Source organism: Ramlibacter sp., from assembly GCF_036383835.1.
Classification (GTDB): domain Bacteria; phylum Pseudomonadota; class Gammaproteobacteria; order Burkholderiales; family Burkholderiaceae_C; genus Ramlibacter.
On record NZ_DASVNN010000159.1, the window covers coordinates 12,901 to 33,595 of the forward strand.

15 protein-coding genes are annotated in these 20,695 nt (G+C 70.1%); 8 read left to right on the forward strand and 7 right to left on the reverse strand.

The window, feature by feature from the left end; translation table 11 throughout:
* Positions 1 to 8 precede the first annotated feature (8 nt).
* The gene (locus VF522_RS24205) at positions 9 to 1,370 is read left to right on the forward strand and encodes a DUF58 domain-containing protein (RefSeq protein WP_330910903.1); all 1,362 of its coding nucleotides are present in this window, start codon (positions 9 to 11) and stop codon (positions 1,368 to 1,370) included.
* A 28-nt stretch (positions 1,371 to 1,398) separates the two neighbouring features.
* The gene (locus VF522_RS24210; RefSeq protein WP_330910904.1) at positions 1,399 to 1,929 is read left to right on the forward strand and encodes a DUF805 domain-containing protein; all 531 of its coding nucleotides are present in this window, start codon (positions 1,399 to 1,401) and stop codon (positions 1,927 to 1,929) included.
* Between the two features lie 13 nt (positions 1,930 to 1,942).
* On the opposite strand, the gene VF522_RS24215 is transcribed toward VF522_RS24210, so the two are convergent.
* Positions 1,943 to 2,191, reverse strand: coding sequence for a DUF3297 family protein (locus VF522_RS24215; RefSeq protein ID WP_330910905.1), 249 nt, complete (start codon positions 2,189 to 2,191; stop codon positions 1,943 to 1,945).
* Between the two features lie 169 nt (positions 2,192 to 2,360).
* Here VF522_RS24215 and VF522_RS24220 point away from each other — a divergent pair, with 169 nt between their 5' ends.
* From VF522_RS24220 to VF522_RS24240, 5 genes are all read left to right on the forward strand, one after another.
* On the forward strand, positions 2,361 to 2,882 hold the full coding sequence (locus VF522_RS24220) for a hypothetical protein (RefSeq protein WP_330910906.1): 522 nt from the start codon (positions 2,361 to 2,363) through the stop codon (positions 2,880 to 2,882).
* 2 nt (positions 2,883 to 2,884) lie between these two features.
* Positions 2,885 to 3,268, forward strand: coding sequence for an Imm10 family immunity protein (locus tag VF522_RS24225; protein ID WP_330910907.1), 384 nt, complete (start codon positions 2,885 to 2,887; stop codon positions 3,266 to 3,268).
* Positions 3,265 to 3,795, forward strand: a complete 531-nt coding sequence (locus VF522_RS24230) for a YcxB family protein (protein ID WP_330910908.1) — start codon at positions 3,265 to 3,267, stop codon at positions 3,793 to 3,795. Before VF522_RS24225 ends, VF522_RS24230 begins: the two co-directional genes overlap by 4 nt.
* A 207-nt stretch (positions 3,796 to 4,002) precedes the next feature.
* Positions 4,003 to 6,750: a patatin-like phospholipase family protein gene (locus VF522_RS24235; protein ID WP_330910909.1), complete on the forward strand. Its 2,748-nt coding sequence runs from the start codon at positions 4,003 to 4,005 to the stop codon at positions 6,748 to 6,750.
* 10 nt (positions 6,751 to 6,760) lie between these two features.
* Positions 6,761 to 9,454: an FAD-binding protein gene (locus VF522_RS24240; protein WP_330910910.1), complete on the forward strand. Its 2,694-nt coding sequence runs from the start codon at positions 6,761 to 6,763 to the stop codon at positions 9,452 to 9,454.
* 10 nt (positions 9,455 to 9,464) lie between these two features.
* Here VF522_RS24240 and VF522_RS24245 read toward each other — a convergent pair whose 3' ends face one another.
* The 3 genes from VF522_RS24245 to VF522_RS24255 are packed head-to-tail and all read right to left on the reverse strand — an operon-like array spanning position 9,465 to position 12,496.
* Complete coding sequence (locus tag VF522_RS24245; protein ID WP_330910911.1) at positions 9,465 to 10,664, reverse strand: AI-2E family transporter; 1,200 nt, start codon at positions 10,662 to 10,664, stop codon at positions 9,465 to 9,467.
* Positions 10,665 to 10,702: 38 nt separating this feature from the next.
* Entirely contained in the window at positions 10,703 to 11,437 is a 735-nt protein-coding gene (locus tag VF522_RS24250) for a LytTR family DNA-binding domain-containing protein (protein ID WP_330910912.1), read from the reverse strand.
* A 21-nt stretch (positions 11,438 to 11,458) separates the two neighbouring features.
* Positions 11,459 to 12,496, reverse strand: coding sequence for a sensor histidine kinase (locus VF522_RS24255; protein WP_330910917.1), 1,038 nt, complete (start codon positions 12,494 to 12,496; stop codon positions 11,459 to 11,461).
* 105 nt (positions 12,497 to 12,601) lie between these two features.
* On the opposite strand from VF522_RS24255, the gene argH reads away from it, so the two are divergent.
* Entirely contained in the window at positions 12,602 to 13,996 is a 1,395-nt protein-coding gene (argH, locus tag VF522_RS24260) for an argininosuccinate lyase (RefSeq protein ID WP_330910913.1), read from the forward strand.
* Between the two features lie 93 nt (positions 13,997 to 14,089).
* On the opposite strand, the gene VF522_RS24265 is transcribed toward argH, so the two are convergent.
* From VF522_RS24265 to VF522_RS24275, 3 genes are all read right to left on the reverse strand, one after another.
* Positions 14,090 to 16,192 (reverse strand): HlyD family efflux transporter periplasmic adaptor subunit, encoded by a 2,103-nt coding sequence (locus tag VF522_RS24265; RefSeq protein WP_330910914.1) that lies wholly within the window; start codon positions 16,190 to 16,192, stop codon positions 14,090 to 14,092.
* Between the two features lie 3 nt (positions 16,193 to 16,195).
* The gene (locus tag VF522_RS24270) at positions 16,196 to 17,542 is read right to left on the reverse strand and encodes an efflux RND transporter periplasmic adaptor subunit (protein WP_330910915.1); all 1,347 of its coding nucleotides are present in this window, start codon (positions 17,540 to 17,542) and stop codon (positions 16,196 to 16,198) included.
* A 34-nt stretch (positions 17,543 to 17,576) separates the two neighbouring features.
* On the reverse strand, positions 17,577 to 20,695 hold a 3,119-nt coding region (locus VF522_RS24275; protein WP_330910916.1), incomplete at its 5' end, for a cadherin domain-containing protein.

Sequence of the window (20,695 nt, forward strand, 5' to 3'; positions counted from 1 at the left end):
TCCGCACGATGCAGCTGCGTGCCGTCCTGCCCACCCGCGCCGCGCTCGCCGCGCTGGTGCTGCTCGCCTGTGCGGCCATCGCTGCGCTGCTGGCGGGCCTGCCGGTGCTGCAGGTGGCGGCGGTGGCGGGCGCCGGGCTGCTCGCCCAGCTCGTGTGGTCCCTCGCCGACCTGCTGCGCACGCAGCGCGCCTGGCGCGACGCGCAGGTGAAGGTGACCCGCTCGCTGCCGTCGGCCTTTTCGCTGGAAGTGCCCGCCGAAGTCCGGATCGAGCTGGAACAGGCCGCAGGCCGTGCCTGGCAGCTCGTGGTGTTCGACGAGCCCGATCCACGCTTCACCTTCGAGGACCTGCCGCAGTCCATCGTGCTGCCGCCCTCGAGCCGCGCGACGGTGCGCTACACCGTCCGGGCCACGCGCCGCGGGCCGGTGCAGTTCCCGGCCGTGCAGGTGCTGTGCCGCAGCCTCGGCGGCGGCTTCCAGTTCCTGTTCCAGGTCGCGCAGCCGCAGTCCTCGCGCGTGTATCCCGACTTCGCCACCGTCGCGCGCTACGCCTGGCTGGCCGGCGACCGGCGCCTTTCGCAGATCGGCATCAAGACCTATGCACCGCGCGGCCAGGGCACGGACTTCCGCCAGCTGTCGGACTACCGCCGCGGCGAGCCGGTGCGCCACATCGACTGGAAGGCGACGCTGCGCCACTCGCGGCCGATCGTGCGCGAGTTCCAGGACGAGCGCGACCAGCGCGTGTTCTTCCTGCTCGATTGCGGCCGCCGCATGCGCGCGGACGAGGCCGGCAGCGGCGCCGGCGGCAGCCACTTCGATCACGCGCTCAACGCGCTCATGCTCCTGAGCTACGTGGCGCTGCGCGAAGGCGACGAAGTGGGCGCCCTGACCTTCGGCAACCTGCCGGGGCAGCGCCGCGACTACGCGCCGCGCAAGGGCGTGCACACCTTCAACGCGCTGATGAACCGGCTGTACGACCTGGAGGCCGCGCCGGTGCACTCCGACTACCTGCAGGCCGCGCAGGACCTCACGCTGCACTTCCCGCGGCGCGCCTTCGTGATCATCCTGACCAACTTCCGCGACGAGGACGCGCCGGAGCTGCAGCCCGCGGTGCGCCTGCTGCGCCGCAACCACCTGGTGATGGTGGCCAGCCTGCGCGAAAGCGTGCTGCGCTCGCTGGCGCAGCAGCCGCTGGCGACCGCCGACGATGCGGTGGTCACCGCCGCGGCGCACCTCTTCGAACAGGGCCGGCGCGACGCCTTCGCCCAGGTGACCAGCAACGACGCGCTGTCCCTGGATGTCGAGCCCTCGCAGCTGCCCGCCGCGCTCGTGAACCGCTACCACGCGGTCAAGCGGGCGGGCCTGCTGTAGCCACGGTTTTCACAAGGAGGAGAGAGAAATGGCCAACGCCAATCCTTACGCGCCGCCGCAGGCCCACGTGGCCGATCGCTACGAAGTCGACGAGGGAGTCCAGCCGGTCCGCACCTGGTCGCCGAGCGGCCGCATCGGCCGCTTGCGCTACCTCGCGCACATGATGGTCGGCTACCTCGCGATCATCGTGCCGGTCTTCATCGGCGGCTTCCTGCAAGGCATGGGCATGGAGCTGATCGGCACCTTGCTGACCGCCAGCCTCGGCCTCGCCTATTTCTGGTTCGTCATCGTGAAGACCATCCAGCGCAGCCACGACATGGACTGGTCGGGGTGGACGGTCATCCTCTCCCTCATCCCCATCGTGAACCTGATCTGGCTGGTGGGCTCCGGCACCAAGGGCAGCAACCGCTACGGCGCGCCGCCGCCGCCCAACACCACCGGCGTGAAGATCCTGGGCCTGATCGTCCCGGTCATCGCGATCGTCGGCATCGTTGCCGCGATCGCGCTGCCCGCCTACCAGTCGTACGCCAAGCGCGCGGCAAGCGCGCAGGTGCGATAGGAAGGCGCGGGGCCTACTGGTAAAAAACCTCGACCTTGCCCTTCAGCTTGATCAGCAGGGGCTTGCCCTTGCGGTCCAGCGTCTTGCCGGCCGGCACGCGGATCCAGCCCTCGCTGATGCAGTACTCCTCGACGTCGTGCCGGTCCTTGCCGTTGAAGCGGATGCCGATGTCGTGCTCGCAGGCGGCGGCATCGTGGTGCGGGCTGCGGGGGTCGACGGACAGGTGGTCGGGAAGGGGCGGTTTTTCTGTGGGTTCGCTCATGGGCCGTATTGTCCCGAATTCGGCGCCCGCGCCGGCGCCGCCGCTCCGCCAGCGAATCCGGACGCCTGTCGGGCGCAGGCGCTGGCTGTAGGCCGCGCGCAACCCCGGCCATTGGCAAGCCCGCGCCCCTCCGTTACGGTCGCTCCTGCGGCTGGGGAGGAGCCGTGGTGTGTCCAGAAGTCCGCTGACCGCTTCTTTCGTCGCGCTGGTGCTGGCCCTGTCGGGGCTGGCCGGCTGCATGCGCGGCGACGACCGCGAGAAATCCTTCTACAGCACGGACGCCGAATACGTGCAGGACCTGCGCACGCTGATGACCCGGCGCGGCCTGCAGCACCAGGACGCGCCGCCGCACGACGGCATGGTGGGCCTCGCCTACCTGCGCGCCGATGACGCGAAGGTCGACGCGATCCAGCTGACGCTGTCGCGCCAGGTCATGACCAAGCACAAGGATCCCGAAGCCACCGAACACCTGCAGCGCGTGCTGGCCGCGATGGGCCAGGACTTCATCGCCGTGCAGCAGGACGACGGGACCTGGATCAAGTGGTACCCCGAATCGGAGCGGCAGATGAAGGAAGTCGACACGAAGGTCGCCCGGTTCCTGTCGGACCTCCACGCCGCGCGGCGGCAGGCACAAGGCTGCCCGCCGGCGGATTCCGCGACCCCCCGGGTCGCCCTCACCTGTCCACGCTAGCCATGCCCCTGCACCTGCATCCACCGGCCTGCCTGCAGGCGGAGACCGTGTCCTGCACCGAGGAAGACGGCGTCCTCACGGTCGCCTTCGCCGCGCGCTGCGCCGGAAGCGAACCGCCCTACCTGATCCTGCAAAGGGCGCTGCAGCCCGGCGAGGATGACGCGCCCTACCTCGAGCTCTCCGACCAGGTCCGCTCCGCCTACGGGCACGTGACGGCGGTGCACCTCGCGCCGACCGGATTGCGCATCGACCTCGACCTGCAGGGCGCGCGCCGCCTCGGCGCCACCTGCGTGCAGCTGCGCCTGCAGTCGCAGGGCGAACGCTATCCGCTGCTCGCGAAGTCGATCCGGCGGATCTTCGAGGGCGTTCCGCTCAGTTGCGAGTGAGTGCCCGATTCACCCCGCCGGCGGTCCCCGTCGCCGAGACGTCGTTCCGGGACGGCATGCGGCTGGAATACCGCCTCACCTATGCCGACATGTTGCTGTTCGCGGCGGCGCACCAGTTCTTCTCGCCGTTGCTGCAGCTCATGTTCCTCGGCCTGGCGGCGCTCATCGCCGGCAGCGGGGGAGACAACGCGACGTCGACGGCCTTTGCCGCATGCGGCTGGTATGCGGGCCTCTGGCTCGCGCAGTTCGCCCTCATCGCGGCATTTCTCGTGTCCCGCAAGAACCGCACGCACCTGACCACGCATGCGATCGAGGTCTCCGACCGGTCGCTGTACGAGGCGACCCGCTACAACGAGTCGCACTTCTTCTGGCCCGGGGTGATCAAGGCGGTGTCGCGGCCCGGGTTCGTGGCCGTGTACGTCGCGCAGCACACCGCCCACGTCATTCCCGACCGGGCGTTCGCTTCGCCCGAGCAGCGGAGCGAGTTCCTCGCGGTGGTGCGACGGAAGATCGCCGGTGCCGCCTGACGCACGACCGCCGGGCGGCGCGTTACATCAAGACACCATTCATGCATCTTGAGCGTAGGCGGCAGCGGGTGTTGAGCTGACACTCGGGCGTCACGGCCAGCCCCCGGTTCGAGCGGGCTGCCGTCACGCGAGCATGCCGCCGTTCGATTCGCGTGTGTCCTGAAGTGCGTTGTAGGGAATCCCGACCAACGACTTCAGGAGGAACACATGCCAATCGATTTCAAGGTCCAGGCGTCGATGCGCCGGGCAATGTCCGACATCCTCGGGGACGCACGCGTCGACGACGCCCGTTCATTGGCCGCGCCGCTGCGTGTCCTTTTCGGTGCGAGCCGGCCCGCGTCCGGCGATCTTCACGCGTCGTTCGCCTCGATCGCCGGCAGCAGCCGGCAGGTGGAGGTCGCTCTCCACATCCACCGCGAATTCGGGGGCGGCGACGCTTTCCTCGGTGCGGGCGCGTGGCTGCGAGCGCCGAAGGAAGGCGCGCTGGATGACGATCCCGCGCGCCGGCAGCATGGATTCACCGCGCTCATGACCTCCGCGGCGCTCGCCATGGCGCTGGGCGACAAGGCAGCCGAGGCCGTGGAGGCGATCGTGCAGATCGGCTTCGGCGTCGACCCCGTCAACACGACGATCCGCCAGGAACTGATCGGCAACTGGGGCCGCTTCGGCGACCCGCTCGACATCGGCTTCGAACTGCCGGCGGAACTGCTGCCGTACAAGGACCTGATCCGGAACACGTGCGTCGGGCAAGTCCACGAAGGGCTCGCGCAGCTTGGCCAGGCCGCGGCGGGCTTCACGGCGGAAAGCGGCAACCTGAAGATCTCCAGGATCCAGCCGGACTCGGGGTGCGCCGGCGAACTCGTCTCGATCGGCGGGACCGGGTTCGGCGCCTCGCAGCCGGCCGGTTCCACCCTGTATTTCACGGCCTACAAGGGCGGCAAGGTCACCGCGAAGCCGACCTCGTGGAGCGACACGCTGATCGAGGTCGTCGCGCCGGTGGGTGTCGGCGACGGGCCGGTGGGCCTGCTCGGGATGAGCTCCAACGGCGCGACCTCGCTGGCCAGCGCGCTCGACACCTTCGGCGCCGCTGCCGATGCATGCCTCGGCCCGGGAGCGGGACGCGTGGTCCAGGGCCTGTCCCGCTTCTCGGGCCACAGCTTCGCCGCGCTGCACGAGACCGCGTTCAACGTCTTCCACGGCGGCCCGCCGAAGGTGACGGCCTTCACGGGCAACGGCAACTCCGCGACCGTGTACGTGCGCCCCGGGGGGATGCTGCGCCTCGCGTGGGACGTCAAGAACACCCAGGGGGTCCAGCTGCGCAAGACCGGCGCGGCGCCGCAGCTTCCCGGCGTGGCCGGCACCCTGCCGCCCAAGGGCAGCGTGGACCTCGGCCCGCTGTCCGGCACGACCTCCTGGAGCGACGGATTCACCCTCACGGCCACGAACACCTGCGGCTCGACGCAGGCGACGTTGAAGGTCGAAATGAAGGACCGCGCGGCGCTGGTGCTGTCCGGCGGCGGCAGCAAGGCCTCCTTCGAAGTCGGCGCGGTGCGCTGCCTGTACGACGTGTTCAAGTTCAGCCCGGACATCATCACCGGCTCGTCCGCGGGATCGCTCAACGCGGTGAAGCTGGCGGAAGGCCCGGCGGCGCTGCCGCAGCTGGAAGCCATGTGGCTCGGGCTGCGTGGACCCTCGGACATGTTCGAGCCCACGGGATGGGTGGTGAACATCCTGACGCAGTGGAAGACGATGGGCATCCTGCCGCAGCAGTTCTTCGAGCTCTCGGAAATGCTCGGCCTGCAGGTGGAGGAGTACCACCACCCGTGGATCGGGCCGGAGGCGGAGATCGCGATCGGCATTTCGAAGCAGGTGTTCACGCAGGGCGTCTCGACCTTCGGCCTGTTCACGATCTTCGACGTGCTGATGTGCGGCCTGCAGAACGGGTTGGCGCTGGGCAAGCTGATCACCGAGATCAAGCGGCTGGTCGAGACCGGCAACGCCCTGTTCCTGTTCGACCCGGTGCGAAGGCGGCTGGACGCGACGGTGGATCCCGCCAAGGTGAGGGGCTCGGGCATCACCCTGCGCATCTCGGTGCTGGACCTGAACAGCGGCCGGACGCGCTACGTCAACGAAGCCGGCCGCTTCATCGACACCAGCGCGCAGATGCCCCTGCTCGATGCCGTGCAGGCCTCCGCGTCGATCCCGGTGGCTTTCGCGCCGGTGGTGAACGCGTCGGGCACCTTCCTCGACGGCGGCACGCGCGACAACCTGCCGCTGGCGGCCGCCGACCTGGCCGGCGCGAGTTCGATCGTCGCCATCGTGCCCTCGCCGCTGGGCGTCGCTCCCGGCAGCTACAACACGGCGACGCTGCTGCCGATCCTCGGCCGGTCCGTCGAGGTCATCATGGACGAGGGACAGCTGAACGACTACCTGCCGCACCGCGGCTTCAACTGCCCGACGAAGATGATCGCCCCCACGTTCGAGGTCCACAACCTCTTTGCCGTCGACCCCGGGCTGGTGCAGATCAGCATGGACTACGGGTACATGCGCGCATACGACGTGATGCAGCCCGACGACGCCATCCGCAGGCGCCTGTTCGAGCTGAGCGACCAGATCGTGCGCAAGCGCCTCGACATCTGGGGCCCCGGCGAGCACCGGTCGGAGGGACAGCTGATGTCCTCCGAGAAATGGGGCTTCGCGAACGCCGGGATCCAGCGGCCGGGGCACACGGACGCCCTCCAGGTCCTCCGGGAGCAGAAGCGCGAATTGCGCGAGCTTTGCCGGACGCGGCTCGCCGTGGGCAACGGCGCGGCCTGCATGCCCGCCGGCATCGAGCGGGCGTGGCAGCAGTTCGAGGGGCATCCCTGGCAACCCATGATCAACACGCCCTGGGACGCATCGAGCGCGCACTACGGCACCCCGCTGCCGGCCGAGCCCGCGCCGGGGCCCTTGTGAGGAGCGCGCGATGATCTGCCAGGCACCGAGCTTCCTCGGACGGACGGAACAGGACCAGCAGTGGTCCAACTGGAGCGGCCGCACGCACGTGGCCGTCGAGCGGGTCTTCACGCCGATGGTCCCGGGCCATCCCGAGCTGCCGATGCAATCGCCCTCGGGGCTGCAGCAGCTGGTGCATGTCGTGGCGCAGGCCAGCCTGCAGGCGAAGGCCTTGCACCCGGTCGGCAGCGGCTGGGCGAACACCGACATGGCGGCTTCGGCGCAGTGGATGGTCGGGTTGCAGTCGCTGTGCAGCCAGCTGTCCTACGTCGTGGGCGGGAGGCCTTCGGCGCTGAACGACGAATGGGTTGCGCGCCAGGCCGACCCGAACGGCGCGACGAAACTCGTGCACTTCGAAGCGGGGGTGGAAGTCGGGCGCGCCGCCGAGATCCTGGACTCCCTGGGACTGGCCTTTCCCACGCTGGGCGGGGCGAACGGGCAGAGCCTGGCGGGCGTCATCTCGACCTCCACGCACGGAGGCGAATGGAACCAGCCGCCCTTGCCCGACATGGTCCGCGCGATCCACCTGGTGACGGCCACGGGCCAGGAACTCTGGATCGAGCGCGCGTCGCAACCCGTCACCACGGACGCCAGGCTGCGCGAAGTGCTGCCTTGTGCCGGCACGCGGATCGTGCGCAGCGACGAGGTCTTCGACGCCGCGGTGGTCTCCTTCGGCCGCTTCGGCGTGATCTACTCGATGGTGCTCGAAGTGCGCCGCGCCTTCCGGGTGGTCGAAGTCATCACGCGGCCGCCGGTGCAGGCCGTCCTCGACAAGCTCGATGAAGGGCGCAGGCAGCCCAACCCGTTCGCGGCCCTCTTCGCCCTCGCCGCCACCACGCCGCCTCCGGCGGGCCTGGTCGAAGGCGCCGCGCTGAACCGGACCGATCCGCCGTTCTTCCAGTTGCTGTTCAACTCCCAGGACGGCGACGACTTCTACCTGCAGCGGCGCTGGGAAACCACCAACCCGGTCGACCTCAACCTGCCGACGCCGGTCGATGCCCCCGGCTGCGCCATCGCCTGCGGGATGAACAGGCTGTGGGAGAACCCCCTGGGCCCACACGCGGTGCGCGGCATCCTGACGCACATCCTCAACGAACAGCTCAAGCCGGCGATCGAGCAAGGTCGCCGGGGCCCGCACTGGCTGGTGACCAGCGGCACGCGGGCGGCGAGCCACAACAAGTCGTACACCGGCGACGGCATCGAAGTCGTGTTCGATGCCACGCGGCCCGAGTACCTGCAGTTCCTGCGCGTCATCCTGGACGCGGCGCCCAGGTACAGCCAGGCCGGCTGGATCTCGGTGCGGCCTTCGCGCGCGTCGCGCGCCACGCTGTCGATGCACAACGTCGCCGGCGCCCATGCGATGTCGATCGAGGCCACCACCGCAACGGGCCTGGCGGACAACGAGGCCTGGCTCGGCTGGGTGCACGAACAGGCCATGGCGTACGGCGGCCGCCCGCATTGGGGCCAGTTCAACACCGTGAACGAACGCCAGGTGCGCACGCTGTACGGCGCCGGCCTGGACAACTGGAAGGCGAGCCTGTTCGAGGCCAGCGGCCAGTCCACCACGTTCAGCAACGCCTTCTCGCGCGTGCGCGGCCTGGAGCCGGCCGCGGGCGAACGCAGCGTGAGCGTGACGTGTCCGGGGACTGACAAGCTGCTGGTGGTCGATGCGCCGCGCTCGCTGCAGGACGACCGCATCGGCTCCAGGTCCTGGGAACCTGCGACGGGATGGGTTTCGCGCCAGCCGCTGGACACGCTCACGGCGGCGCCCCACGCGACGGTCGCATCGGCCAGGATCGCGGGCTCCGATCGCGCGATGGTGCTGGCGATCGGCCGCGACGGGATGCTGTACTTCCGCATCCGCGAAGCCGGCGGGCGCTGGTCCGCGTGGTGGATCGCGGGCCGGAGCAACGAGCCCGCGTTCCAGGGCATTCCGGGTGCGGCGGTGCATGCGGTCTCGTGCAAGGCCGACATGGTCCACGCCTTCTACACGGACCGGCAGGGCGGCGTGCTGGTGTCCCGCGCCGACAGCAAGGCGGGGGCAGGCACGCTCTGGCCGGAAAGCACGCCGCTGCGCGCCATGCGCACGCGCGCCGGCGGACACGTCACCGCCGTCTCGCGCCGCGAAGGGCAACTCGATGCCTTCGTGGTCGGCACCGATTCGAAGGTGTACACCGCTGCGTGGACCGCCGGCGGGAGCTGGCGGGGCTGGTGGCCCATCGAGGGCCTGACGGCGATCCCCGGCAGCCACGTCGCGGCCGTGTCGAAGGCGCAGGACCAGATCGACATCTTCGTGGCCGATGCGGCCGGCCGCACCATGAGCGCGGCGTGGGACCCCTCGTCGCCGTCCTGGAAGGGGTGGTGGCACATCCAGGGCGGCCAGACCCGGCCGGGGGGCCATGTCACGGCGGTCAGCCGCTCGCCGGGCAAGCTCGACATCTTCACGGCCGGCACCGACACCCAGGTGTACACCGCGGCCTGGGATGCGTCCCGGGGCGCCTGGGCGGGCTGGTGGTCCATCCCGGGCGCGCGCGCGCTGTCGAAGATCAGCGTGGTCAGCCGCTCCGCGGACAAGCTCGATGCGTTCTACGTCGCCGGGGACGGGTCCGTGCAGAGCGTCGCGTGGAGCGGCGGCTCGTGGCTGGGGCCCTGGACCCTCGGCTGACCCTGCGCGATCAGGTCCCCAGCAACTCGCCGACCGGCTTCAGGTGATCCACCCGGTCGCACACCGCCTTCACCGCCATCAGGATCGGGATCCCGAGCAGCAGTCCCCACACGCCCCAGATCCAGCCCCACGCGAGCACACCGATGAACACGGCCACCGGGTTCATGCTGCTCGCCTTGCTGGTGGCCCAGGGCACCAGCAGGTAGCCCTCGATCGTGTTGATCAGGAGCGAACTGCCGCCGACGATCAGGGCCATGTCGAGCGCGCCGAACTGCAGGAAGGCGACCAGGGCGGCGCCGGCGGTGACGACGATCGAGCCCACGTAGGGCACGAGGTTCAGGATGCCGGCGGCCACGCCCCACACCGCCGCGTGCTTCAGGCCGACGATCGCGAAGCACACCCCGGTGGCGATGCCCACGCCCAGGCTCGCCAGCAGCTGCACAAGCAGGTAGCGCTGCATCTGCGCGTTGATCTCGTCCAGCGCCTGCACGGTGAGCTTCTTCTCCGCCAGCCCCGGGCCGGCGATCTTCACCAGCTTGCGGCGGAAGGTGGTGCCCGATACCAGCATGAAGTAGGTGAGGAAGGTGACCATCACGGTCTGGCCGATCACGCTGGCCACGCCGAGCGTGCCGGTCCACAGGTGCTCGCGCAGGTCGAACTTCGGCTTCTCCACGATCACGCGGGCGACGCCGCGCGCAGGCGCCGGCGCGGATCCGCCGGCTTCCTGCGCCGCCTTCTCCAGTTCGGCCGCGGCCTTCTGCATGGTGTCGAGGGTGCTTTGCTGCTGCTTCGGCTTGCGCACCGTGTCGCGCAGCTTGCGCGCGGCATCCGGCAGGGACGCGATCAGGTCGTTGGCGTCATCCGACAGCGAATAGACCGACGCGCCCATGCCGCCCAGGATGGCGAGGATCAGGACCCCGGCGCTCAATGCCCGCGGCACGCGCCAGCGCTGCAGGCCGTCGACCACGGGCGACAGCGCATAGCTGAAGACCAGGCCCAGCATCAGCGGGATGAAGAAGCCCTGCGCGAGGTGCAGCACGGCGAGCACCGCCAGCACCATCAGCACGCCCAGCGCCGCGCTGCGCACGTTCTGGGGCATGTGCAGCAGCACGTGCGACGGCGCCCGCGGGTCCACGGGGGTGCGCGGCAGGTCGTCGATCTCGGACGGGTCAGGCGCCTGCGGCGGCACCTGGGACGGTTCGGAACTCACGGTCTCTCACAACTCCACGAGTCCCCATTCCTCTCTTGCTAGCTGGCCAGTGCCTCCCGCACGGCGCTCAGCTGGCGGCGCGAGACGGCCAGGGATTCTTCGATCCCGTTCAGGCGGACCGCCCAGCCCTCGCCTTCCTCCGCGTCGAAATGCTTTTCCAGGGCCCGCACGGCACGGCGCGAGACCAGTGCGTTGCGGTGGACACGGAGGAACTGCGCCCCATGGCGCTCCTCGAGGTCGCTGAGCGAACCGTCGAGGATATAGCTTCTGGCCGCCGTGCGGACGGTGACGTACTTCAATTCGGCCTTGAAATAGAGCACTTCGGCCACCGGCACCCGCTCGGTGCGGCCGCGGTCCTGGATCACCAGCACCTCCTGCTCCGCCTCGGGGCCGTTGCGGCCCTGGCGGGCCTTTTCCACGCGGGCCAGGGCGGCCTGCAGCCGCTCCAGCCGCACCGGCTTGGTCAGGTAGTCCACGGCCTCCAGCTCGAAGGCTGTAACCGCGTGTTCCGCGTAGGCGGTGACGAACACCACCGGAGGCGCCTCCGGCAGGGTGCGCAGGACCTGCGCGAGCGCCAGTCCGTCGGCGCCTGGCATGTGGATGTCCAGCAACACTCCGTCGTATTGCTGCCGCCGCAAGTGCTCCATCGCCTGGGCCGCGTTCGCGGCTTCCCCGGCGACTTCCGCGGCGGGCGTCTTGCAATCGGCCAGCAGGGTGCGCAAGCGCGCGCGTGCCAGCGGTTCGTCGTCGACCAACAGCATCTTCATGCCCATGTCTCTCCTCCGTCGCGTTCCCTAGGCGGGAACCTCCATCCTGACCTGGTAGCGCCCGTCGATCAGCGCCGTCTGGAACTGCCCCTGCACGTCGTGCAGCAGCCGCAGGCGGTCGCGGACGTTCTCCAGCGCCACTCCGTGGCCAGGCTTCCCCTGCCCGGCCGGCACCGAATTCGTCACCTTGATCACCACCACGCTGCCCCTCCGCTGCGTGGTGATCTTCACGTCGGCGCCCGTGGGACTCGGTTCGACGCCGTGCTTCACGGCATTCTCCACCAAAGGCTGCAAAAACAAAGCGGGTACGCGCGCGCTGCCGGCGCGCGGATCGATGGACCATTCCACCCGCAGGCGCTCGCCGAAGCGGATCTGCTCCACGGCCATGTAGTGGCGGGCGACCTGGACTTCCTCCGCCAACGTGGCGGAATCGCCCTTGCTCACCAGGGCATGCCGGAACAGCTCGCTCAGGTCCTCCAGCAGCGATTCGGCCTTGCCCGGATCTTCCCGCACCAGCGCGATGGCGCTGTTCAGGCTGTTGAACAGGAAATGCGGCCGGATGCGGGCCTGCAGTTCGGCCAGGCGCGCGGCCGTCTCGGCCGGCATGCGGCCCTTGGCGCGCAGCACCAGGGCGGCCACCATCACCGCGGACAGCAGCGCGCCGGCCATGGCGGAAGCCAGCCAGGGCGCCGGCCCCACCGGCCCCATCAGCGCCAGCAGCGCGCAGCCATACAGGCCGGAGACCGCACCCAGCACGATGCCGATGCCCTGTTGCACGGGCGACTTCAGGCGGGCCAGCAGGCGCTTGGCGGAACAGGTCACCACCAGCCAGCCGAGGGTGCCGGGCAAGGCCGCTCCGGAGAGCAAGGCGAAGCGTTCCAGCCAGGGCAGCAGCGCGTTGGCCTGGAACATGGCGCCGACGGCCATCGCGGCCTCGACGAACAGCACGGCGCGCAGCATCACCCCCAGCTGGCAGGCGTCGAAGATCAAAGTCTCCCGCTTGCGAGCCTTGGGCGGCAGCCGGTGCAGTTCCTGGAACGCGGATAATAGTTGCGAGTCGTTCATTGCCATTCAGGGCACGCTCTCGCGCGCCCCGGCGGCCTCCTTCCGGCCTTCATTATTGGTGAATCGGCCCTCCTGCCCATCCGTTCCCGCACCCGTGCCCCCCTTATGAGCCAACTCGATCACAAATCCGAGGCCTGGTCCGCGCTCTTCAGCGAACCCATGAGCGACCTCGTGAAACGCTACACCGCCAGCGTCTTCTTCGACAAGCGACTGTGGCTGGCGGACATCACCGGCTCCCTGGCGCATGCCGCGATGTTGCAAAAACAGGGTGTCATTTCCGCAACGGATCTGGCCGACATCCGCCGCGGGATGGAGCAGATCCGCCAGGAAATCGCCTCCGGCGCCTTCGAATGGAAGCTGGACCTGGAGGACGTGCACCTGAACATCGAGGCCCGCCTGACGCAGCTGGTGGGCGACGCCGGCAAGCGCCTGCACACCGGCCGCAGCCGCAACGACCAGGTCGCCACCGACGTGCGCCTGTGGCTGCGCGGCGAGATCGACCTGATCGGCGGGCTGCTGGTGGACCTGCAGAAGGCGCTGCTGGCGCTGGCGGAGAAGAACGTGGACGTCGTGCTCCCGGGCTTCACCCACCTGCAGGTGGCGCAGCCGGTGAGCTTCGGCCACCACATGCTGGCCTACGTGGAGATGTTCGCCCGCGACCAGGAGCGCATGCTGGACGTGCGCAAGCGCGTGAACCGCCTGCCGCTGGGCGCCGCGGCGCTGGCCGGCACCACCTACCCCCTGGACCGCGAGGCCGTGGCGAAGGAGCTGGGCATGGACGGCGTGTGCCAGAACTCGCTGGACGCGGTGAGCGACCGCGACTTCGCGATCGAGTTCACGGCCGCCGCTTCCCTGGTGATGGTGCACGTGAGCCGCATGTCCGAGGAATTGATCCTGTGGATGTCGCAGAACTTCGGCTTCATCCGCATCGCCGACCGCTTCACCACCGGCTCGTCGATCATGCCGCAGAAGAAGAACCCCGACGTGCCGGAACTCGCCCGCGGCAAGACCGGCCGCGTGGTGGGCCACCTGATGGGCCTGATCACGCTGATGAAGGGCCAGCCCCTGGCGTACAACAAGGACAACCAGGAAGACAAGGAGCCGCTGTTCGACACCGTCGACACGCTCAAGGACACGCTGCGCATCTTCGCCGAGATGGCCGAAGGCATCACGGTGGTGCCGCAGGCGATGGAGCAGGCGGCGCTCAAGGGCTACGCCACGGCGACCGACCTGGCCGACTACCTGGTGCAGAAGAAGGGCCTGCCCTTCCGCGATGCCCACGAGGTGGTGGCGCATGCGGTGAAGGCGGCGACCTCGCACAACTGCGACCTGTCCGAACTGCCGCTGACCGTGCTGCACCAGTTCCACCCGAAGATCGAGAAGGACGTGTACGACGCACTGTCGCTGCGCGGGTCGCTGAATGCGCGCAATACCCTGGGCGGGACGGCGCCGGTGCAGGTGAAGGCGCAGATCGAGCGGCATCGCAAGCGCCTCGCGTGAAATTCGGCGGGGTTCGGGCTATCGCCGCTCACCCCGCCCTACGCGGATGCCTCCCTCGTAGGTCGGGGTGAGCGCGCAGCCGAACCCCGACGCTCAAAACCCCGCTTCGCGCCAGATCAGCGCCAGCGCGGACCGCAGGTAGCGCAACGCCGGTGCTTCCCAGCTGCCGCGGATCACCACGGTGCCGCGCCAGGCATGCCCCGCGAGCGCGCCGGGATCGCCCTGCGCCGCGAGCGTCACGCGGTACACCGAGCGCTCCGGCACCAGCGTGCCGTCCTTGTCGCGCGTGAGCACGGAGCCGCCGTGCTTCACGGCCAGCATGCCTTGCGGCAGCACGCGCGTGGCGTCCTTGTCGACGGCGCTCACGCGCAGCGGCAACGCGGCGCCGGCGAAACCCTTGGGATGGAAGCTCGCGCCGTCGCCCGCCTGCACGCGCCGGACCTCGTCCTCGTCGAGGTAGGCCTCCACGATCCACGCGCCCGGTTTCACCAGCGTGAGCAAGGGCTCCTGCCGGCGCACCCAGTCGCCCGGGCGAAGCTCCGGATCGATCGCGTGCAGCTTGCCCGCGAAGGGCGCCACCGGCGCGTAGCGCACGGCCTCGGCCTGCACGCTGGCGCGCTCGGCTTCCGCGGCGGCCAGCTCCTGCTGCAGCACCTGCACGTTGTGCTGCAGCGTGGTGTCGCCGACCGTGGCCGCGGCGGCCTGTTCGCGCAGCTGCGCGAGGCGCGATTCGGCGCGCTGCCAGCGCAGCGTGAGGTCCGCCGAAGCCAGTTTCACCAGCGCGGCGCCTTGCGGCACGTCGGCGCCTTCCTTCCAGGGCAGCTCCACCACCTGCGCACCGGCGGGCGCATAGACCGTGAGGCTCTCCTGCGGCTTGAGGTGCCCCGAGGCGGTCAGCCGCGCCGGCCAGGGCAGGAACACCAGGCCGGCCATCAGCGCGGCGATCCAGAGGCTGCGGCGCGCGCGGCTGCGATGGCGCACCACCGGCCAGATCTCGCGCCACACGCGCAGCTCGTTCAGCACGGGCCGCGCGATGAACCACACCACTTCCAGCGCGAACAGCAGGATGCCCGCGAGCTTGATGAAGAAGTGGTAGACCAGCACCGCGATGCCGACGAACACCACCAGCCGGTAGATCCACGTGCCCCAGGCGAAGGCGATCAGCGCGGCCTGCTTGCGCCGCGGGAAATACTCCGGCGGCGGCGCGTCCAGCCCGAACAGGCGTTCGCGCAGGTCCCAGCGCGCCAGCGCGAAGGCGCGCGCGTGCAGGTTGGGCAGGTCCAGCCAGTCCGACAGCACGAAGTAGCCGTCGAAGCGCATGAAGGGACTGGCGTTGATCGCGAGCGTCGTGAACCAGGACAGCGTGGCCAGGAAGAACGCCATCGATCGCGGCACGCCGTCGGGCAGCAGCGCCCAGGCGAGCGTCGCCCAGATCGCGATCAAGGTCTCGGTCGCCACGCCCGCCGATGCCACCGCGAGGCGCTGGCGCGCATTCGACAGCTTCCACACCTCGTTGGTATCCGTATAGGCCATGGGCCACAGCACCATGAAGGCCACGCCCATCGCCGGCACGCGGCAGCCGTGGCGCTTGGCCGTGAAGGCATGCCCCAGTTCGTGCAGCAACTTCACGGCCGCCAGCGCGACACCGTAGGCGGCGAGGCCCTGCCACGACAGCGTGTCGATCAGCGTCGCGCTGAACTGGTTCCATTGCCGATAGACCAGCAGCAGCCCCGCGACCAGCGCCACCAGCGTGAGCTGCAGGAAAGCGCGCGAGTAGAAGAGCGCGACGCGGCCGCTCCAGCGCTGCAGCCAGCCGTCCGGATCCACCAGCGGCACGCGGAAGAACAGGTAGTTGTGCAGCAGGCGCTGCCACCAGGCGCCTTGCTGCCGGCGATAGCGATCGGTGAGCAGCTTCGCGCTGTCCGGGTGGCGCGGCGCCAGCAGCTGGTTGGCCGCGAGGAATTCGGCGACGTGCTCGATGTCCGAGGCGTCGGGATGCAGCGTCGTCTCCGCCGCCACCGCGGCGCAGATGCGCTCGGGGTCGTCCAGGCTCCAGTGCCGCAGGATGCAGAAGGTCTGCCAGTCGATCCGGTAGAACTGGTTGCGGGCCGGATCGTGCAGCGTCCACGTCGGCTGGCCGTCGCGCAGGCGCGGGCCTTCGTGCAGGTCGATCTCCTCGCGCAGCTGCGGCAGCATCGCTCAGAAGCCCGCGAACTGCCGCGCCGCGGCGACGGGGCGCCGCAGCATCCAGTAGCCCACGGGCACCCAGCCGCCCGACAGCTTCACCGTGCCCTTGAGGCCGATGCGGTGCGCGGCCTTCTCAGCCAGCTCCGCGCGCACGCGGTAGGCGTAGCTGCCGTCCGGCCGCGCGACGGCATCGTGCGCCACGTAGCGCAGCTTCGCCTCGACCGGGTCGAAAGGACTCGCGTTGAGATACAGCGTCACCGGCGCGCCGGCCGTGAGCGGGATCGCGTCGTCCAGGGCCAGCCAGGCTTCCACCTCCATGCGGTCGGGCGCGGCCACCCGCAGGATGCGCTCGCCCGTGACCACCGGCTTGCCGACCCATTCGCCCGGGTCGTCGAACAGCGCGATGCCGGCACGCGGCGACGTCACGCGCGAGCGATCGAGCTGTCCCTGCAGGTAGGCGACCTCGGCGCGCTTCTCCTCGATCTTGCCGGCGATCACCACCAGCTGCGCCTTGAAACGCGCATCGCCCAGCGCCTGCTGGCTGGCCTGGCGGTATTCCGCTTCGGCGGTGGCGAGCGCCTGGCGCGCCACTTCGAGGCGGCTCGCCAGCGTCGCGTCGTCGAAACTGAACAGCGGTTGCCCGGCCTGCACCGGATCGTTCGGCTTCACCAGGAAGCCGGCCACCACGCCGTCGAAGGGCGCGCGGATCACCGCCGGATCCGAAGGCACCAGCTCGCCCGGCGCCAGCACCGACAGGCGCACCGGGATCAACAGGACGGCGGCCACGGCCGCGGCCCATTTCGCCGCGGGCTGCTTCCACCAGGGGCGGCCCTCGCGCGGCGCCAGTGCGCCGCGCAGGCGGGCGCGCACCGATCTCCACCCGGACTGCGGCTGCGCGTGCAGGCCCTGCCAGGCATGCCGCCAGGTGTCGAACCATTCGGCCAGCACCACGGTTTCCTGCTCGGTCCACGGCGTGTCGCGCGCCAGCAGCACGAGGCCGTCGGTGCCGGCGAGCGGCACGACGAGGCCGTGCGCCGGCAGCCACTCGGCCCAGGCGGCGCCCTCGCCTTCCGGCAGGTCGGCCGCCGTCACCGCGCGCGCGGCGCCGGGCTGGCGGTGCAGCGCCGCGCAGGCGCGCTCCAGCCACTGCACGTAAGGCACGTTGGCCTCCGGCTGCACGACGCCCGAAAGCGCCGTGACGCCGCCGCTGCCGAACCACAGCACCGCCTGCCGGTACGGCGCCAGCGCATGCGTGTCGTTCACGGCCAGGAAGCCCAGTTCGGCGGGATCCTGCACCTGGCGCGCGCGGCGGGCGAGCGCCAGGAGGGTGATCAGCGGGGAATCGGCGGTGGCGGGCAAGTCGGTACTGCTTCGTGCGGCGATGACCGCATTCTCAACGACTGCCCGCGCCCAGCCAACGGGCGGCCATGGCCTGCAGGCCGCGCAGCGTGTCGACTGTCTCGCGCTGTCCACTGCGCAGCTGCTCCGACAGGCCGGCACGGCCGTCCGCCGCCTTGTCCAGGCGGATGCGGAACACGGCCTCGGCATGGCGCCCGTCGCGGTCGCGCGCTTCCACCAGCACCGTCAGTTCGGCGGACGTGCCGGCCGGGGCGCGGCCGGCGAACTTGCCGGTGGACGGGTCGAACTGCAGCCAGCGGGGCAGCGGCGAGCCGTCGGCCATGCGCGCGACGAGGAACACGATCGCGTCGGAATCGCTGTGGATGAAGGCGTCGACCGGCACCTGCACCAGCACCTCGCGCGACTGCACGAAGTCCTGGTCCGGGATGCCGCGGAACACGCGCAGCGAGGACTCGCCGGCCACGCGCACCGCGACCTGGAAGGCGTTCTCCGCCGGCTGCGTCAGGATGTTGCGGAACGCCGTCGACAGCGAGTGGATCGACTGCTGCAGCGTCGAATCGGCCTCCAGCGCGAACTCGCCCTGCGCCAGCGACTTGAAGACCAGCCCCTCGCGCTCCGGCACCGTGAAGGCGCTGATCGGCAGCGTGAAGTGGCTGCCGTCGAAACCGAAGCTCGGGTCGAGCTCGGGACGTGGCTGCGTCTCGGGCCACGGTCCGGACTCGAGCAGGCGGATGGCCACGGCGTCGGCCGGTGCCGGTGCCGGTGCCGGGGCCGGACCCGACGCCGGTGCAGTCGCTGGCGGGGCCACCGGCACGGTCTCGTTCGTGTCGAGCACGCCGACGGTGACCGTCTGCGCGCTGGCGTTGCCCTGCGCGTCGGTCGCGGTGAGCGTGACGACGTAGGCGTTGTCGCCGTCGGCATCCGCCGGCGCCTCGAAGTCCGGCGGCGCGACGAAGGCGAGGCGGCCCGCCGCATCGACCGCGAACAGCGCCGCGTCGGCGCCGCCGGAGATCGACCACGTGACCGGCTCGCTTGCGCCGAGCTGCGTGACGGCGGTGGAGCCCTCCGCGATGCTCGCGGTGGAGGCCGCCGCGCCGGCGCCGCCGCTCGGGCCGGAGATCACCGGCGCGTTCTCGTCGACGTCGGTCAGGGCGATGGTGAACACCTGCGTGGCGACGCTGCCGTCGGCGCTGGTGGCTTCCACCGTGATCGTGTGGCTGATCGCCACTTCGTAATCGAGCAGCGCGCCGTTGGCGACCGTCACCACGCCCGTGGTGGCGTCGATCTGGAAACGGCCGCCGGCGTCGTCGGTGAGTGCGTAGCCGACGGACTGGCTGGCGTCGCCATCGACCCCGCGGGCCGTGATGCCCACCAGGCTGCCGGCGGCGGACAGTTCCGCCACTTCGTTGACCGCCGGGTTGCTGTCGCTCAGCGCGACGCCGAACTCGCCGACGTTGCCGACGGTCACCGTCACGGTCTGCGTGCTGGCGTTGCCGAGCGCGTCGGCGGCGCGGACCACCACCTGGTAGGTGTTGTTGCCGGCGGTGTCGCCCAGGTCGTTCGGCGCTTCGTAATCGGGCGCAGCGAGGAAGGCCAGGTTGCCGGCAGCATCGATGGAGAACTTCGCCGCGTCGGCGCCGCCCGAGATCGTCCAGGTGACGGCTTCGTTCGCGGTCAGCTGGGTGACCGCGTTGGCGTTCTCCAGGATCGCGGCGCCGGATGCTGCCGCGCCGGCGCCACCGCTGGGTCCCGTGATGGCAGGGGCCACCTCGTCGACGTCGGCCAGGTCGATCGTGAAGGTCTGCGTCTGGACGCTGCCGTCGGTGCTGGCGGCCAGCACGGTCACCGTGTGGCTGGTGCTGGCTTCGAAGTCCAGCAGGCCGCCGTTGGCCACCGTGATCACGCCCGTGCTGGCGTCGATCTGGAAGCGGCCGCCGGCGTCGTTCGTCAGACTGTAGCTGACCGCCTGGTTGGCGTCGCCGTCGACGCCGAGAGCGGTCACGCCCACCAAGCTGCCGTTGGCTGCGTTCTCCGCCACCTGGTTGGCGGCGGCATTGCTGTCGTTCAGCGTGATGCCGAACTCGTCGGCGTTGGTGACCGTCACGGTCACCGTCTGCGTGCTCGCATTTCCCAGCGTGTCGGCGGCGCGCACCACCACCACGTAGGTGTTGTTGCCGGCGGTGTCGCCCAGGTCGTTCGGTGCTTCGTAGTTGGGCGCCGCGATGAAGCTCAGGTTGCCCGAAGCGTCGATCGCGAACTTCGCGGCGTCGGCACCGCCGGTGATCGTCCAGGTCACTGCTTCGCTGGCGGTGAGCTGCGTCACCGTCGTCGTGTTTTCCACGATGCTGGTGCTGGAGGCTGCCGCTCCCGCTGCACCGCTGGGTCCGCTGATCTGCGGCGCGACCTCGTCGACGTCCGTCAGCGAGATCGTGAAGCTCTGGGTCGCGGTGCTGCCGTCGCTGCTGGTGGCCTGCACGGTCACCGTGTGGCTGCTGCTCGCCTCGAAGTCCAGCAGCGTGCCGTCGGCCACGGTGATCACGCCCGTGTTGGCGTCGATCTGGAAGCGGCCGCCGGCGTCGTTGCTCAGCGCGTAGGTGACGGTCTGGTTGACGTCGCCGTCGACGCCCAGGGCCGTCAGGCCCACCAAGCTGCCGTTGGCGGCGTTTTCCGCCACCTGGTTGGCAGCGGCGTTGCTGTCGCTCAGCACGATGCCGAATTCGTTGGCGTTGGTGATCGTCACCGTGACGGTCTGCGTGCTCGCATTGCCGAGGGTGTCGGTGGCGTTGACGACCACCACGTAGGTGTTGTTGCCGGCGGTATCGCCCAGGTCGTTCGGCGCTTCGTAATTCGGCGCCGCGATGAAGCTCAGGTTGCCGGACGTATCGATGGCGAACTTCGCTGCGTCCAGGCCGCCGGTGATCGCCCAGGTCACGGCCTCGTTGGCCGTCAGCTGAGTCACCGCCGTCGTGTTTTCCACGATGCTGGCGCTGGAAGCCGCCGCCCCTGCCCCGCCACTGGGACCGGTGATCGCCGGCGCCACTTCGTCGACATCGGTCAGCGCGATGGTGAGCGTCAGGTCCTGCGTGCTGCCGTCGGTGCTGGTGGCGCGCACCGTCACCGAGTGGCTGCTGCTGGCCTCGAAGTCCAGCAGGC